Raw genomic sequence first — 17,221 nt, 5'->3', positions numbered from 1 at the left:
CCTGTAAATATTAACGCATGAAATCAATGAAAGAAGATGATAATATACTTGTACCTACTTTTAAAGCAGCATTATAAGCATATTGGTCCCACGAATAATTAGTAATGGCCTCAGCCATATCAACCCCTTCAACACCTGACATTTGTTCTTGTATTGATATTTCAGCATCACCAAGTCGATCTTTTGTAGTATTAAGAAATTCTGATTTCACACCCAATTCAGTGATTTGATTCATCATGTTAGTTCCTAAAGAATCAAACTTCTTCATAAGTTTTCCGTATTCATCAGCATTGAAATTTTCTGATTCAAGAGCATCAGCAAGTTTTCCGGCAAGTATGATTACGTTATTACTCATTCCATTTTCATCACTTCCATATCCAACTGCGTTGATGCCTGGAAGCGACATATTAAAGGCGGTTGAAGAGACAACCTTATCGAAATCATCCATTTCTAATCCCATTCCAAGATCCACATACAGATTTTCCTGAGACATTCCTTTTAATTTATCATATTCCGGAGAACCTTTACTTGCATTGACGTCTATTCCCCGATAGGTAAGAGTGCCATTTGCAGATAAATTAAAAGGTGCATTTTTTCCATCAGATCCGGCAAAAAGAAAAGTGTCCTCATAGGATGAATTCATACTAAGAACCATTGATTTCTGAAGCTGACGGATTGCGGAGGCAAAACTCTGCCTTACTTCCATAGTCTGGTTAGTACCGTTCATTGCCTGGACGTTATAGTTTTTACTGATGTTTTTAATCATATCTGAAACTTGTCTCAGTGAATCTTCCTGCCCATCCTGCCTGGACTGTGCATTCTCAAGCATTTTTATGTTATCCTGGTTCTTGTAATATTTACGATGCAACTGAGAGGCTCTGGCAGCAGAAGCAGGATCTTCAGCTACACTATTAAAACTGCGTTGAGTCATAACATGAGTTCGAGATACATTTAAATTATTGATTGAAGCAGAGAGATTAGCTTTGTAATCTCTGATGATGGCATTTGTTGTAATTCTCATTTCTTTCCCTCCTTTTATCTGCCTACTACGCCAGTGTTATTGATCAGAGTATCGAGAGCCTGATCCAGAGTTGTCATAAAACGTGCAGCTGCACTGAAGGATTTCTGGAAATGCATCAGATTGATACCCTCTTCATCCAAAGATACACCAGAAACGGCATCCTTATTGTTGGCAGTCTGTTGTACTACTGATATATGATTGTCCAGTATTGCCTTATTTTTTGAACTGTCAATACCCTGATTGTTCTCAAGCGTGGAATAACATTGAGAATAATTGCCGGTATAAAATGATATGGATTTGGAAGTTTTATTGCCTGTCCCGTCTACTACGGTATATTCATATTTAAATTCCCTTGTATCAGTTAATGATTTTAACATCTTTAGAATATTATCATTGGCTGTAGATCCTGCATCAGGGTCGTGGGAAGCGATAATATGAATGGAGTTATTCATCCAGTCATCGTTTATTTTAATATTGGAAGCAGTGAATTTCTTGCTGCCGTCAGATGTACTAAATAAATCAAAGTTTTTTATATTGTTAGGATTTGCTTTGTATGTGAAATTAATAGCAGTATCATCTGAATACTTTATACTGTCTTTCGTAATATTTATCCCGGCGCTCATGGGAGCAGTGCTGGTCCAGGTCATCTTTTTACTGGCGGCATCGTAATTCCATTGTCCGGCAACAGGAGATCCTTCAACATTTAAACTTGCAAAGTCTGTATTCAGCTTACCTTCCAGATTCTTCAGAGTTTTATCCAGGGTATCACCTATTTCAATGGTACCTCCGGTACCATCTCCAAATTTGTATTCTATACCATTAAACTTAATAGTTTCACCAGCTAAGAAATTCCCCGTGGTATTAGCGAAGCCAAATGCAAATTCAGCATGCTCTGTTCCAGTGGTGGTCATAGGCGTAGCAGCGCCGGAAGATGGCATAACATTGGCACCTGTATAGGGTTGCATATTACCATTTAAATCATTAAAGTTCTTTGCAAAGTTCTGCACAAAGGCATCAAATACCTTCTCGTAATACCCGAGACCTCTGAAATCCGTAGCAGGATCATCAAGTTCTCCTGATTTATTTAACATATCCACAGTGCCTTTAATAGAGCCTTCTTTTAAATAATCCGTAATATCTGTCTTAAAAGAAGACACATCCACATCCTTGGGATAATCAGTTGCGGGAATAATGGAAATACGAACTGTTCCATCGGGATTCCCGTCTGTGCCCTTATGCTGTTCCATCCCAAAGGAGGCAAAATTCTCACCATGTTCTCCAGCAGTCAGATCATAACTCATACCGTTGGAACCATTTAATGTTACGACAGGATAATTATATGTTTCGCTTGAGCCGATGGTAACCTGTTTGTAGGTTACACTAATCGGAAGATAACCAGCCAGCTCATCCAGTTTATTATTTCTCTGATCCATCAGCTCCAGGGAAGGATTGCCTAATATCTGCCCTTTCCAGATAGTATCATTTAATTCTCCGATATCAGAAAGGAGGCTGTTCACAGTTTTAATATCTGTGTTTTCCAGACCATATATGGTTTCCTCCCGGGTGGTCTTTAAATCCGCAGATTTCTGATGGATATAGTTTAAAAGAACCTGGCATCTGGAACGGACAATACTGTCAAATTCACTGTTGTTTGCATTAGAAGATAACTGGTCTAAGCTGCTGCTTAAATCGCTGAGAGCCTTTTTTAATGCATCTTTATCTGTCTCGTCAAATACATCAGCGAGCTGATCTAAAACCGCCTGTCTGGCATCTGCAGTGCCTACTTTTGCAATCTGGTTACGGTATTGGACATCAAGAAATGGATCTCTGATCTGGGAGATTCCAGTAATTTCAACACCATACCCGATTTTAGAACCAGGACCGGTGCTGGTTGGATCAGCGCCTCGTAAATTCAGGCTTACAAGATCAACCCGCTGCCTTGTATATCCCTTCGTGTTAATATTGGCAATATTCTGACCGGTAACATCAAGGGCACGCTGGCTGGCAGTCATAGCAAGCTGAGCGATGGTAAAACCGGAAAATGTAGATCGTGTCATATGAGACCCTCCCAATTCTTTTTATCCTTTGAGTTTTCCTGATGGGTGCGCGAAATGGCTTTGTTAATATTATGTAAGCTTATTTCCAGCATAGCCCTGGCACTTTCGTTTGTATCCTGAAAGATACCCACATGATAGGAGAGTGTGTCAAACAGCTGACGAAGCCGGCTTTGTTCCTCCCCCGTTGTACTTTCAAGAATCTGCTGAAAGGTGTACCCTTCGAAACCCATGTTCTTCTGGCAGGTCTCACGTTTTTTATCAAGACCTCTCAGTTTTAAGACGGCTGCCTGTTCCTTGTTCATGCAGTCCTCCACATAAGTTACCATGTTCTTCTTTACAGCTTCTATTTTTATCTGTTCGATCTGAGTCAGCTCTTTGAAGAGCTCAACCAGATCTTCCATGATAGTTGTAAACTCATTCATTAATATCTGCTCCTTTGTACCAGAGAATCTTCTCTGCGATCTTGTTGGCATCTACCTGATAGGTACCGTTTTCCATTCGTTCCTTTAGAAGATTCAGCTTTTCGTCCGACGCCGGATTCTTGATTTCATTCATGAGCATATTCTTTAGCGTGGCAGCAAATTTTGAATCCATATCTTCCTGGGAAGCAGAACGTATGGTGATTTCATCGTAATTTGTTTTTGCTGATTCATTAGCCGGGCTGCTGGTTGAGTCCTGATTTTGTCGTATCATGGATGTATTATACAGCGTATTAAGATAATTCGATGAGATACGCATGAAATTACTCCTTTCTGAGAGCTTTGAGAAACTTTATATTTTTATATCACAGTTATATTATCGTCATTTTATAAGAAATATTAACTTTTAATCCAGGTTTTTCTTTATTTTAATGAGTATAAATACTTTAAAAGCACGTTGGAAATGTTCGGACAGGAAACCTGGGTGGTAACAGCTCCAATATTAAATGCAACCATGGGCATACCGTAGACCACACAGCTTTCTGCATCCTGCCCTATGGTAAAAGCACCTTTCTTTTTCATGCTGAGAAGACCATCTGCACCGTCACGCCCCATTCCGGTCATAATGATACCAACAGAGGAAGCTCCTGCTGTATCCGCAACAGACTGAAACAATACATCTACAGAAGGCCGGTGACCGCTTACCTTTTCACCGGAATAGCAGTTTACACTGTAGTGGCTTCCCATACGAACCACTTTCATCTGATAATCTCCCGGTGCGATCAGCACCTGACCCCGTTCAATTGCATCACCGCTTTGTGCCTCCTTTACTTTCATGTGGCAGAGACGGTTTAAACGGTCTGCATACATCTTGGTAAATCCCTCGGGCATGTGCTGGGTGACCACGATTCCTGGTGTGTCTGCAGGAAGATCTTTTAAAACCTGTAGCGTGGCTTCTGTCCCTCCGGTTGACGCTCCGATTGCGATGACTGTATTATAGGCATTGAGACCGAAAGGTCTATTGCCCCCTAACGCTGTGACAGGTGCTGCCGGAGGGATGACTTTTACAGGAACTTTGATTTTAGCTCTGGATGCAATAAATATTTTGCTCATCAATGTATTTAAAAATGTATTAGCAGTAATGCTCATGGACATATCCGGTTTTCGTACAAAGTCAACTGCTCCTGCAGAAAGAGCTTCAAATACATTTAAATTCAGAGAAGACACCAGTATCACAGGAACCGGATAAATCGGAAGTAGTTTTTTTACAAATTCGATCCCGCTTACCCGCGGCATTTCTACATCAACTGTCACGACATCAGGCTTCACGGAAGGGATCTTGCGTTCTGCATCAAATGCATCAATGGCATACCCAACAACTTCTATATTTGGATTCTGTGAGAGATTATCAATTAATACCTTACGGAAAAGCATGGAATCATCTACTATAAAAACCTTAATTTTTTCATTCATAATATACTCCATTCTTTGTTGCTGTAATTTATACAGTCAGAAAATGATTTATGGTCATTCCTATTATATGAATAAATCTGTGTAATATAAAATCCATTTACCGGATTTTACACCGGTAAATAGATTTTATATTAGGCAGATTATTCTTTTCGGTATGTAGCTGGCATGAGATATTTGTAAGGTGTTTTTTCTTTGTTAATTGTTTCCGAGTGGCCAATCATTAAATAGCCTCCTGGAGACGTCGCATCGTAGAAACGCTGGATTAAAGCATCTTTGGTGCTTTGGTCAAAATAAATCATAACATTTCTGCAGAAAATAACATCAAATTTTAACCGGAATCGTATGGGATCCATTAGGTTGAATGTCTGGAAAATAACATTGGACTTAATGGAGGGAGCCACTGAATAAATTCCTTTTTCCGCTGTCTTAACAAAATATTTGGATATCCATGCAGGTGATAAATTCTTGAGTGAGTCTTCGTCGTATACTGCTTCCTTTGCAGCCCGCAGGGCGTTCTGGGATATGTCGGTAGCCAGAACCCTGGTATCCCAGAGGGCGGCCTGCGCCCCCAGGGTTTCCTTAATGATCATTGAAATGGTATAGGGTTCCTCACCGGAAGAACAGCCAGCACTCCATATACTTAAAACCTTGTTTTTCTTAGTTGCTAATAAATATGGGAGAATAGTTTCACGGAAAAAATTGAAATGTGCTTCTTCCCTCATGAAATAAGTATAATTTGTTGTAAGCTTATTCAGCATTACTTCCAGGTCGGCGGGATTTCTTGATGAAGTTATCTGGTCGATATAATCCGTAAAGGAAGTGTATCCCATAGAGATAATCGTATTGGATAACCGGCCCATAATCAGCTGCATCTTTTTAGAAAGATCAATCCCGTAATTTTTTTTCACAAACTGAACCAGCCGTGTGAAGTCTTGCTGTGAGAGTGTTAACATAGAGCCCCGTCCTTTATGAGTTATTAACTAATGTTACGCAATCCAGAAGCAGAACCACTTTATTGTCTGGCATGGATATCATGCCGCTGACCAGTTCTTCCCGGTTGCTTGCTGGAACAGATGAAATTCTGGAATAATCTATATCCAGAACCTGCTCCACTGCATCTACGATAATTCCGATATATACAGAATCAACATTTAAAACAATGACGCAGGTAGTGCTTGTGTATTCGATTGCCGGTTTTCCAAGCCTGAGCCTGATATCAATAATCGGAACAATCTGACCTCTTAAATTGATAATGCCTTTTACGTAGTTTGGCATCATAGGCATGGCAGTGATAACATGATTGGTAATGATTTCTATTATATAGTTTGTACTTACTCCAAAAATTAAATTATCGGTGCGAAAGGTGAGATAACGCTCCATGGCTTCCGTTGCCTCAGAAACAATATTATCATTTGATAAATTATCCGCACCACTCATAGCTGTTTTAGTACTTTCTGCTGACATTTGTATTCCTCCATTTCTAATTAAAATTAATTATGAGCTGCAGCATACAGATTTAAAACGTCTAATATGATGCTGATATTACCGTCACCAAGAATGGTACATCCGCTGATACCGGAATCCTTGATATTAAAGCTGTTTAAGTAAACAGGAAGTGGCTTCACTACCACCTGCTGTTCCCCAAGCAGGTCATCAACGAACAGACAATAGGATTTGTCTCCGGATTCAACCCATACCAGGATACCGTCTTCAATACTGGTTATTTCTGTTTCAATATTATAAAGTCTGTGAATGCGGATAATCGGATAGAACTGGTTCATACATCTGATAATTTCATTTCCTTCTGTATCGTAAATAACTTCATCGTTTTTCACTTTAAAGGACTGGCGGATATTGGCGATCGGAATGGTAAATACAGATTTACCTACTGATATTTCCATACCGTCAACAATTGCCATGGTAAGCGGGATCTTTAAAGTGGTGCACATTCCTTTTCCAAGCTCGCTTGTAATGGTAATCGTTCCTCCTATGGATTCCACGTTTTTCTTTACAACATCCATTCCCACACCACGGCCTGAAAATTCAGTAACAGTTTCGTTGGTAGAAAAGCCTGGGGCTAACAGGAGAGAAAGGATCTCTTTCTGGGTGTATTCGCTTTCCGGTTTCGTAAGAATTCCGTTCTTTTTTGCTTTGGCAAGGACACCGGCAGGATTCACGCCCCGTCCGTCATCACGTATGGAAATAATGACTTCATTGGTGGTATGGCTGGCAGAAAGGATAATTTCACCCTGAGGATTCTTACCTGCCCTGATACGTTCTTCGGCAGTCTCTTCAATTCCATGATCCATGGAATTACGTACAATATGCATGATCGGATCGCCGATGCTGTCCACAATGGATTTATCAACTTCCGTATTCTCTCCCACAATGGTCAGCCGCACATCTTTTTTCAGCTTCTGCTTCATATCCCGGACAATACGGTTCATCTTCTGGAATACACCGGAAATGGGCACCATGCGCAGAGACATAACGATATCCTGCAGATCATCTGTCAGCTTCCTGAGCTGTCTGGTTGCTTTTAAGAAACTATCCAGATTCTTCAGATTCTGAATTTCGGGGGAAGAGGTTACCATGGATTCGGTAATTACTATTTCACCTACAATTGCAACAAGATTATCGAGTTTTGCTAAATTTACACTGATCAGATTCTGCTTGCTGGGCATCTGATGTCCGGTGCTGGCGGCAGGTGTATTGGCAGGTGCAGTGTTTTCGCGGTTAGCAGGTGCAGCGGCTGTCTCCGGTGTCTTTTCCTCAGCTGCGTTCTTCGCCCGTGCATTCTGAATCAACTCATAAGAACGTATGTTATTCATGTTGTTAATCTGAGCGATTGCAGTATCGGCGGACTCGTGGGAATCAATAGCGATATAGAATCCCTTTTCAATAATAGACACACTGCTCTGGCTATTAGTTTCCACATCACCCGGGTAGAAATTAAATTCCAGTCCGGATTCTTTCAGTGAGCTGATCAGCATAAATGCGCGAAGATTTTCCATTCCGCAGCCCTCATCAAAAAAGATACGAAGAAAATAGGCAGCGTTATCATACGGGCATTCTGCAAGGTCCATGCGGACTTCGTTCAGATCAGCAACTGCAGCAGGAGCCGGTTTGGCACTTTCTTTTGCAGCGGGGGTTTCCTGCTTCTTTGTTTCCTGAGGTGTATCTTTATTATCCTTACTGATTTTTTTGAGGAAACTATTAATTTCCTCGGTCAGATTGTCGACATTATCACTAAGTGGCTCATTATTCTGAATCTTTGAAACTTCAGCACGAAGTAAATCAGTGGAACGAAACATCAAATCAAAAAGGGTGCTTTTGTGAGAGCTATCGAGTGAATCCAGGCCGTTCTCACGGATAAAAAAGAATAAATCTTCAATGTGATGAGCGATCTGCATCAGAGAATTAAACTCCATCATTGCAGAAGAACCTTTAACGGTATGCATGATCCGAAAGATTTCATTCACATCATCCACCGTAAAATCTCCTGCTTTTTCGGCTTCTATCAGGAGTTCATCCAATTGCTCCAGTAGAGAATTGGTTTCAAAGAGATACATATCAAGCATATTATCCATGCCGTTATCCATAATATTTACACCGCCTTGTCTAGTATAGTATATAATTATTTATCGGTATGGCTGGAAAAAAAATAATAGTAAATCAAACAACCTTTTGAAAAAAATATATGAAACATCACTTGTATGGAGGCACAGTATGGCAGATATTCTGAAAGTAACAACTCCAATGTCCGGATATGATAATTCCACGATTAAAAACAACCCCCAGGCAGGCCAGGGACCACAGGTACAAAATCCTGTAGATCCGTCAAAAGTAATGCGGGGGGATAACCGGACTGATTCCGGAGGAAACCAGGAACAGCAGCTGGCATTTCAGTATCGTTCTAATTTTGGCACATTTCTCAATATGATTAAAAATTCGCCAGACATCACGCGGATATTTTCCGATATTTTTTTCCAGGGGGAAGAGATGCTGACTGGTGGTGTAATGGGAGAAGAAGCAGCAAAACAAATTGCTTCTTTTTTTAAAGCAACCCAGATGCAGGAAGAAGATGTGCTGGGATTCTTAAAAGAGCAGGCGGAATCGTCTGTCCGCTTCAACGGGGGAATCTTTGACCAGTTAAGACAGGTCATGGCTGAAACCGGTTCTGTGGATTTAAAATCGGACATTTTAAATTTTATTAAAAAATTTAACGATATGTCTTCCGGAAAGCATATTCTTCATGATATATTTAATACTGTAAAAGATATGGAAGGGTATGTGTTTAAGCAGACGGCAGCGCAGCTTGAGGAGATGTTAAAAGAACTGGACTTGTCTGCGGCAGAAGGAGATACGGACGGTAACAGTTCACTCCTGAAAGAAAAAATTCTTCCTTTTATGGGACGGTATATTTCGGCCAATCATGACATGGGGACGGTTCGCGACAAAATCTCTCTTCTGACTGTGCTTATGGCCAGATATGAGAATGGAAACAGGCAGGAAGTTTTACAGGCATTTACAAAACTGACCGGATACCAGGGATTCAGAAGACATTTTGGTTCGGCGACTGCTGAAGAATTTGGAGAACTGCTTGGACAGGTAGATATGGAACAGGCAGCAGGAAAGAACCAGTGGTCAGATAAATTACTTGATTTTTTAAGAACAGGAGTAAACGGCGGAACCGGTCTGGAAAACAGACAGACGTTTCTGAATATAATCCAGTCACTGGTAGTGAACGAAAGTGTTTATATGCCGCTTCTCCACCTTGCGTTCCCTATGGATATTAATGGAAGGAAGTTGTTTACTGAAATGTGGATTGATCCGGACGAAGAGGGCAGCAGCACTCAGGCAGGAGCAGAGCGCGTTGCCAGAATATTTATAAAGTTTGAGATAGCAGAGCTTGGACAGTTCAAGCTGTTAATGCTCTATGGAGACAACAGCCCGGTTCTTCAGCTTTACTATCCGGAGAAGCTTAGAAAATCCGAAGCAGGTATCCAGAAGGGAATTAAGGGTATTCTTGATAAAAATCATATCAGGGCGGACCGTATAATCCTGCAGTCAGGAGAAGGACCTTCTTCTCTTTTAGCGGTATTTCCTAAAATCCAGGAAAGGATGAATTCAGTCGATGTCAGAATTTAAAAGTACACTTAATAAAAAGGCGGTTGCCTTAAAATATGATGATTCAAAAAACACATCGCCTGTAATTGTAGCTTCCGGAATGGGGTATACAGCAGAAAAGATTGTGGAAATGGCAAATGAGAACGGGATTCCGGTTTACGAGGATAATTCTCTGGCAACCATGCTGACTCAGCTTGAATTAGGGAGTCAGATCCCGGAAGAACTGTATCAGACAATTGTAGATATATACCTGTATTTTCTGGATTATGTACCTGGAAAACAAAAGATCGAAGCAGCAGAAGATGTGAATGAAGCAGAGGAAGAAGAAACAAATATAGAAGAAACGGTGGAATGATTTATGTTAAGGGAATGTGATAAGGCTTGTATTTATTCTTTAGATGGTGTTTTTCTGGCAGAGGTAAAAGTGATCGATTCCGATAAGGAGAATCTGGCACTGATCTTTGAGGAAGAAGATATGGATAAGGTTAATACGGAATCGGTTATTGTATTCTACGACGGCATTCAGGGGCTTGTAACGTGCAAATGCAGCTTATCTGCCAGAGTCAAAGTTGTTGGAACAGAGAGCGGAGACATAGGAAGAGCGATTTATAAGGTTCCCTGCAGAATTGACGAATTGATTGGTGTGGAGCAGAGAAGAAGAGATTTAAAGGTAAGGGTATCGATCTCTTCCATGCTGGAAACCAGTGATGAACAGGGAAACGTAATCCATCTGCCGGCGAAGATCAAAGACATCAGTGCAGGTGGGATTGGATTTGAATCTTCGGAGAAGCTTAAGGAAAATCAGATCTTTTCCTTTTCATTTGAGACAGATGCAGGAGATACCAGACTAAAAGCAAGTGTTCTATGGGTGAAAGAAGTGGCCGAGAATGGAGAAGAACCTTTTTACCGTTATGGAAGCCGTTATTTCGACTTATCCAAATATCAGGAGTCCATGGTTCGAAAATACACATTTCAGGAGCAGCTGAAAAGGAGAAAAATCCAGTAATTGCTTATGACTTTAGCTTTATGTGCCGATACATACTTTATAGGCTTTATTCAGCATGAAGTTATAAGTAAAGGAGCGATTGAATGAAACAACAGAGGAAAGCTTTGGCAGTGGGCATTCTAAGCGCACTTTGTCTGTGTCTTACTGCTCAGAAGGTAACGGCTACGGAGGCCATAAACTCAGTCAGTGTAAAAGTCTCACTGAATATTGAAGCTGGAGACCGTTTGCCGGACATAAAGATTAATCAGACAGACGGAGAGTGTTATGTAACCGCCAGTGACAAAAAATATACGATACGAGACGCGGAGTGGGTTACTTCCACTTCAAAGGATATGACCATTGGAGAAGAACCTAAGATGAGTGTCACACTGACACCGTCCGATGAGTATGATGCTTACTTTAAATCCTCATACGAAGCCACTAAGGTTAAAGTGAGCGGCGGGACATACGTAAGCGCCAGGCGGGACGGCAGTGATCTGGTTGTTACGCTGAGAGCCAAGCCGATCAAAGGGCTGTATGCGGAACCGGAGGATATTGGCTGGAAGGATACGAGGCTTGGCCAGGCGATATGGTCAAAAGGAGATAATACATCAGGTGCCTATGAATTATGGCTTTACCGCGGAAAAAAAGTGATTTTGAAAAAAGAACAGGTGAAAGCAACCACCTATAATTTTTATCCGTATATGACAGAGGAAGGCACTTATTCCTTTAAGATCCGCTCGGTTCCATTTAAAACAGATGAGCTTAAGAATGGTAAGAAAAGCGGTTGGGTAGAGTCGGATGAGCTGGTCATCAGAGACAGGGATGTTTCTGATGGAACCGGAAAAGAGTCAGATACAGTTGCCGGCAAGACATCCAATGCAGAAAAGAAGACCGGCTGGGAAGAGCAGTCGGGCGTCTGGTATTACCGGTATGCGGACGGAAGTGTTCAGGCAAATTCCTGGCTTATGCTGGATGATGTATATTACTGCTTTGATGGAAGCGGAAAGATGATAACAGGCTGGTTTCTCACAGATTCTGATATTTATTATATGAGTGCCAGCGGGGCCATGGTAACAGGCTGGAATAAGATCAATAACACCTGGTATTATTTCTATCCGGATAATGGGCACGAAGCACCTATGGGTGCAGCTGCAACGGGCTGGCAGGTAATTGATGGTTATCATTATTTTTTTAATAATAAAGGAGCCATGCAGACCGGCTGGATTAATCAGGTTGATAGATGGTATTACCTAAATACGATACAGGCTAACCTGGAGGGGGCCATGCTGAAGGGACTCTTCACCCGGGAAGGAAAGACATACTATACCGGGGAAGATGGCGTTATGCAGACCGGCTGGCAGAAAGTGGACGGACTATGGCGTTATTTTAACCCGAAGGATGGAGTGATGGCTGTCAGCACAGTAATAGATGGCTATCAGGTAGATGAAGATGGAGTATGGAAACAATGATAAGTTTAAAAAGAAAAAGATTATTCTGTATGATCTCAGCTTTTCTGATCGCAGCAGTGCTGTCAGGGATTACAGCTGTCAGAATCCATGCAGAAGAATCGATAGTAATACGCAGTGTGAATTTAAAATTTGCCAGTCAGTATGGTGACCAGGAGATTCTGATGCCGGAAATAACTACAACAACTTCAGGCGTAAGTGTTGACGATACTGTCTGGAAACGTGATATCAGCAATTGGAAGGCTGCCAAATCTGAACGGGCAAGTGTATTTTTAACCTCAGCAGATACGATTTTCAAAGAAGCTTATAACCGGTCAGAATGTAAAATAACCGGTGCAAAATTTGTCTCTGCAAAAGCATTAGATAATCATACCCTGGAAATAAAAGTGGATTATACCCCAGTTGTAAAGCTTGGCAATACGGCACGCGCCGGCTGGACTGACAGCAGAAAAACGAAAGCAGTATGGGATAAAGTAGAATTTGCAACAGGTTATCAGGTAGCTCTCTATGCGGACGATAAATTAAAAAAGAGAGTTTCAGTGAATACCAACACGGTAGATCTGTCCGATAGTATGGATAAGAACGCTGTTTATTATTATGAAGTCCGTGCCATCGGCTACACAGCAGATGACCGCAAGTATATGAAAGCGGGAGATTATGTTACCTCAGAGGACATTACTATGGAGTATGAAGGAAGTACGACTGGTACATGGAAGGGCAGCAGCTATGTAGAAGAAGATGGAGGTACACCAAGAAACAGCTGGAAGCAGATTTTAAATGACTGGTATTATTTTGATGGAAATGGTGTGCGCCAGACGGGCTGGGTACAGACAGGGGTCAGGTGGTATTATTTAAACCCTGCAGATGGCAAGCTGCTGACTGGCTGGCAGTTTGTTAATGGAAAATGGTACTTCTTAAATCCTGCAGGCGGAGAGATGCTGACAGGCTGGATTCAGTCACAGCCAGGAGTGTGGTATTACATGTATTCAGATGGAAGCATGGCAAGCAGTACAACCATTGACGGCTATCAGGTTGGTGCTGACGGAAAATGGATTAAGTAGAGGCGATAGTTACAGGAGGATGAAAAAGTGGCGACGATCGATCAGTTGCAGATGATGGCATTAGGCAGAGCACAGGCATTGGAAAAACGACAGACAACAGGGGGATCCACTGGTAATTTTAAAAAGATTCTCAAGTCTGTAAAGGAAGTTCCTCAAAATATGGAATCCATTTTTTCAGAGGCATCCCGAACCTATGGAGTTTCGAAGCAGCTGCTGAAAGCAGTTGCCAAGGCTGAATCCAATTTTAATCCGGCAGCGACTTCACCCAAAGGTGCAGCCGGAGTAATGCAGTTAATGCCGGCTACAGCAAGAGCATTAGGGGTTTCAGATCCTTATGATGCGCGTAGTAATATATTAGGTGGCGCCAAATACTTAAGAGAACATCTGGATCACTATAATGGAAATGTAAAGCTTGCTCTTGCAGCATATAATGCAGGAAGTAATAACGTAAAAAAATATGGAGGGATTCCTCCCTTTAAAGAGACTCAGGAATATGTCAAGAAAATAATGAAAGATATGGGAGAATCAGATAATCAGGAGAATGCAGAATTATACGCCTTAGGCTATTCCAACGATTCGGTCTCTGATCCTTCCGGCAATTACCAGGATTTACTTAATAACTATGGGTCCCAATGGTTTGATTTATTAAAATCAATCGCAGGTAAAGCGGACGGGACCAATGTTGATCTTACATCGCAAAAAACAAGTTCCTTATATCTGATTGAACTTATGAAGCTGAGAATGCAGATGGCCTCAGGCGGTATATCTGGTCAATTTGATGTAAATGATTCCAGTGAAGGTAGTTTATTGTAGGAGTTATGAGGAACATTTCTACCTTAAAATTGATGAACAAAACACGCCACCGATTGTATGTCCGCAATCGATGGCGTGTTTTGTTATGCATTGGCTGAATCGTTATGAGTCCGCATTCGAATAATTACTGACTTTTTTTAGAGACTCGATAAAAAATGATTGGTTAATAGGTTTAAAAACAAAAGGTATTGCCGGCCCCAGTTCTTTAACGACCTGGATTGTTTTGTCATACACAAGAGAGCTTATAATGACGATTCCTGCTTTTGGATATTTCTCAAGAATACGTTTGGAAGTTTCCAATCCATCGATTCCCGGTAAAATAATATCCATAGTAATGATATCAGGATTCGTTCTTTCATATGTATCCAAAGCTTCTTCTCCGCTTCGGCACTGACAGATTACTTCATAATCTGTTCCTTCAATAAATTTTTCGATTTCATTCCTTATCAGAATGGAATCATCTACAATCATAATCGTTTTTTTCATAATCTTTCCCTTTCAAAGAACTAATTAGTTCCTATGGTAATCTCGCCTTCACTGTTTTTATATATTACGCTGCTGGAGCATTCATCCTGAATCAAAAGGCTGGAGGAACCTATTCGAACACGGACTACCGGTAAAAGCTGCCTGCATTTTATCAGACCGATCTGTTCTGCATCGTCGGGTGCGATTTCATTTAAACGATTATTTATTTCCTGTTCTCTGATATTGAGACAATCCGCAGCCTGTTTTAAACTCTCAAGCAGGTGCTGCTTATCAGGTCTTTGTGCGGATTCCAGATAAGTGATATTTTTCGTAATTTCCGAAAGGTTATGATGAAGCTGATCTAATTCCCTGGTAAGCCGGGTAGATTCCTCAACGTTTTTGGGGACATTTGCAATGATTAATTCCGTAATCAGACGGCGTACTTTTGAACCGATGACATTTGCATTAATATTGCTGGCTGCAAGCAGAGATCCTCCAATAATAACACCGATACCAGATGTCACCATAATTTCATCTCCGCTTTGTACTTTGGAATTGATAATACTTTCTGCGTAAACATTTCCTCCGGCCTTTACAGTACAATGCTCCAGATAACGGCATTTGATATATGAATCAGAGGTAAGGGTTCCCCGCCCGTTCCCGGACATTCCGCTGGCGATTGTAATCGGTCCCTGTGCTGTAATCTGAGCACCTTCTACAGAACCGCGGATATCAATACCTCCGGTGGCCTTTACAGTAAAACCATTTCTTACATCACCTGAAATAAAAATATCACCATCATAATCCAGATTTCCTGTACTATTATCAATATTTCCGTTTATCTTCAGCAAGGGATCGACTTGGAATTTCCCATTGCTAAAGGTAACATGTCCTGTTTTCTGGGAGATCAGGAGAGTACCGTCATCTGTCAGTTGTGTGTTACGTCCTGAAGGTACTGAGACGGAAATTCCTTTTACCGTACAGGGATACTTCTGACCCTCTACAGTCATTCCGTCTTCCCCGGGAATGGCAGGAGTTATTTCGCATATGACCTCTCCCTCTTTGACAGACTGTATATTATTCAAAGTTTTATAATCTACAGAACCGTTTTCATCTTCTTCAAATTCTAATTGTACGACTCGTTCAAAATGATCTTTTATGGTACCGTCGATACCATTTCTGGCAAGAACACCTTTGGCAATCAGCAATACCTGATCGTAAATATGATCTTTTGCAATCGATTTCACTGTCTCTTCCAATATCCCGGTTTTTATACGGTCATGGGCAAGGGCAGACCGCAGGTTTTCTTCACTGATATCCGAACCGCCATTCATTGGAGGAATTACGTATATCCAGGCTGCCATACAGTCTTTTGAGATAAATAATTGGGGCTGTGCGGCTTTGGGTTCCGGTTTATCCGTAGTTTCCTTTGTGGTATCATCTGTAGTTTTTTCCGTAGTCTTAACGACAGCTTCTGCATTCTTTTTATAGATATTAGAGAGTGTTTTCATCTTCATGGCAAATTGTCTTCGTTCAATTTCCAGAAGTTCTTCATTAACCCGAAGAATCAAAGGATCATCAGAAGGTTCCCAGATTGAAGCAAGCGAAGAAATTTCTTTTTCATCTGGTTCGTCAGCCTGCTCAGAATCGAGGGGGAAATTGGAGGTTGGTGTTGTATTATGATCGATGACCTCACTTCCTTCACTTTGTGATGAATCATCCGGTTCGGAATGAGGTGCTTCGTTTTCTTCCAGATTTTCTACATTTCGTTTTGCATGATGAAAAAGGCCAAAGAATCCTTTTTTGTTGTTATCTTTCATTTTATTCTCCCCTAACGTATGGACTACCGGTCAATTTGTCCGGTGTCGGCAAAATATAGTATAGTCCCCATAAATGCGCTTTTATTAAGGAAAGCATCTTACATAAGCATGCAGTCCCTTCATTACATTATATAACATTTGCCGGCCAAATAATATTTAATGATTGTAACAGTTTCGTATTATGCCTGGATTAGTTTCTGGATAACGAATACATATGTTTCATCCAGACAAACCGGTAACAGGGAACACCTCCTTCTTTGTACAATTATAAATATATATCGACAGTTTCTACCAATAATATAACACATAAGATGACTTTTGGGTTACTTTAACGGTAAAAAACATAGCTTGAAACCGGAAAAAGTTATCGACAAAATATTCTCAAATAGTGTTGACTTTTGTCGAAAGCTTTGGTATGATATACCTCGCCGCTGAAAACGGCGGCAAACTTCTTCCAAAAACACATCGATGACCGATGAGAAAAGTTTTGAAGAAAATGAAAAAAATG

At 41.0% G+C, this 17,221-nt stretch carries 16 protein-coding genes; 6 read left to right on the top strand and 10 right to left on the bottom strand.

Annotated elements, in window-relative coordinates; translation table 11 throughout:
* Nucleotides 1–10 precede the first annotated feature (10 nt).
* The 8 genes from CRO04_RS13255 to CRO04_RS13220 form a co-directional block, all read right to left on the bottom strand.
* On the bottom strand, nt 11–1,021 hold the full coding sequence (locus CRO04_RS13255; RefSeq protein ID WP_097004735.1) for a flagellin: 1,011 nt from the start codon (nt 1,019–1,021) through the stop codon (nt 11–13).
* A 14-nt stretch (nt 1,022–1,035) separates the two neighbouring features.
* Nucleotides 1,036–3,078: a flagellar hook-associated protein FlgK gene (gene flgK, locus CRO04_RS13250; RefSeq protein ID WP_097004734.1), complete on the bottom strand. Its 2,043-nt coding sequence runs from the start codon at nt 3,076–3,078 to the stop codon at nt 1,036–1,038.
* Nucleotides 3,075–3,500: a flagellar export chaperone FlgN gene (gene flgN, locus CRO04_RS13245; RefSeq protein WP_166432557.1), complete on the bottom strand. Its 426-nt coding sequence runs from the start codon at nt 3,498–3,500 to the stop codon at nt 3,075–3,077. The genes flgK and flgN overlap by 4 nt, the downstream gene beginning before the upstream one ends.
* Nucleotides 3,493–3,816, bottom strand: coding sequence for a flagellar biosynthesis anti-sigma factor FlgM (locus CRO04_RS13240; protein ID WP_097004732.1), 324 nt, complete (start codon nt 3,814–3,816; stop codon nt 3,493–3,495). The genes flgN and CRO04_RS13240 overlap by 8 nt, the downstream gene beginning before the upstream one ends.
* A gap of 104 nt (nt 3,817–3,920) precedes the next feature.
* Nucleotides 3,921–4,970 (bottom strand): protein-glutamate methylesterase/protein-glutamine glutaminase, encoded by a 1,050-nt coding sequence (locus CRO04_RS13235; protein ID WP_097004731.1) that lies wholly within the window; start codon nt 4,968–4,970, stop codon nt 3,921–3,923.
* A 140-nt stretch (nt 4,971–5,110) separates the two neighbouring features.
* A complete protein-coding gene (locus CRO04_RS13230; protein WP_097004730.1) occupies nt 5,111–5,923 on the bottom strand; it encodes a CheR family methyltransferase in 813 nt (270 codons plus the stop codon).
* A 13-nt stretch (nt 5,924–5,936) separates the two neighbouring features.
* Nucleotides 5,937–6,434: a chemotaxis protein CheW gene (locus CRO04_RS13225; RefSeq protein WP_097004729.1), complete on the bottom strand. Its 498-nt coding sequence runs from the start codon at nt 6,432–6,434 to the stop codon at nt 5,937–5,939.
* Nucleotides 6,435–6,460: 26 nt separating this feature from the next.
* Nucleotides 6,461–8,572 carry a chemotaxis protein CheA gene (locus tag CRO04_RS13220; protein ID WP_207654450.1) on the bottom strand — a complete coding sequence of 704 codons (2,112 nt, stop codon included), beginning with the start codon at nt 8,570–8,572 and terminating at the stop codon, nt 6,461–6,463.
* Nucleotides 8,573–8,699: 127 nt separating this feature from the next.
* Between CRO04_RS13220 and CRO04_RS13215 the strand changes: the two genes are divergently transcribed.
* The 6 genes from CRO04_RS13215 to CRO04_RS13190 all read left to right on the top strand — a co-directional run bounded on the left by CRO04_RS13215 (nt 8,700) and on the right by CRO04_RS13190 (nt 14,428).
* Nucleotides 8,700–10,121: a hypothetical protein gene (locus tag CRO04_RS13215; RefSeq protein WP_097004728.1), complete on the top strand. Its 1,422-nt coding sequence runs from the start codon at nt 8,700–8,702 to the stop codon at nt 10,119–10,121.
* The gene (locus tag CRO04_RS13210; RefSeq protein ID WP_097004727.1) at nt 10,108–10,455 is read left to right on the top strand and encodes an EscU/YscU/HrcU family type III secretion system export apparatus switch protein; all 348 of its coding nucleotides are present in this window, start codon (nt 10,108–10,110) and stop codon (nt 10,453–10,455) included. Before CRO04_RS13215 ends, CRO04_RS13210 begins: the two co-directional genes overlap by 14 nt.
* 3 nt (nt 10,456–10,458) lie before the next feature.
* Nucleotides 10,459–11,106, top strand: coding sequence for a PilZ domain-containing protein (locus tag CRO04_RS13205; RefSeq protein ID WP_097004726.1), 648 nt, complete (start codon nt 10,459–10,461; stop codon nt 11,104–11,106).
* An 83-nt stretch (nt 11,107–11,189) separates the two neighbouring features.
* Nucleotides 11,190–12,557, top strand: a complete 1,368-nt coding sequence (locus CRO04_RS13200; RefSeq protein WP_097004725.1) for an N-acetylmuramoyl-L-alanine amidase family protein — start codon at nt 11,190–11,192, stop codon at nt 12,555–12,557.
* Complete coding sequence (locus tag CRO04_RS13195; RefSeq protein WP_166432556.1) at nt 12,554–13,615, top strand: N-acetylmuramoyl-L-alanine amidase family protein; 1,062 nt, start codon at nt 12,554–12,556, stop codon at nt 13,613–13,615. Before CRO04_RS13200 ends, CRO04_RS13195 begins: the two co-directional genes overlap by 4 nt.
* Nucleotides 13,616–13,642: 27 nt before the next feature.
* On the top strand, nt 13,643–14,428 hold the full coding sequence (locus tag CRO04_RS13190) for a lytic transglycosylase domain-containing protein (RefSeq protein WP_242974484.1): 786 nt from the start codon (nt 13,643–13,645) through the stop codon (nt 14,426–14,428).
* 102 nt (nt 14,429–14,530) lie between these two features.
* Here CRO04_RS13190 and CRO04_RS13185 read toward each other — a convergent pair whose 3' ends face one another.
* A complete protein-coding gene (locus tag CRO04_RS13185; protein ID WP_097004723.1) occupies nt 14,531–14,914 on the bottom strand; it encodes a response regulator transcription factor in 384 nt (127 codons plus the stop codon).
* Between the two features lie 20 nt (nt 14,915–14,934).
* Nucleotides 14,935–16,713 carry a DUF342 domain-containing protein gene (locus tag CRO04_RS13180; RefSeq protein WP_097004722.1) on the bottom strand — a complete coding sequence of 593 codons (1,779 nt, stop codon included), beginning with the start codon at nt 16,711–16,713 and terminating at the stop codon, nt 14,935–14,937.
* Nucleotides 16,714–17,221: the final 508 nt, after the last annotated feature.

Origin of the sequence: Lacrimispora amygdalina (assembly GCF_900205965.1) — a bacterium.
Lineage (GTDB): Bacteria > Bacillota > Clostridia > Lachnospirales > Lachnospiraceae > Lacrimispora > Lacrimispora amygdalina_A.
Note: the sequence above shows the minus strand (reverse complement) of the source record. Positions and strands in the feature narration are given on the sequence as shown.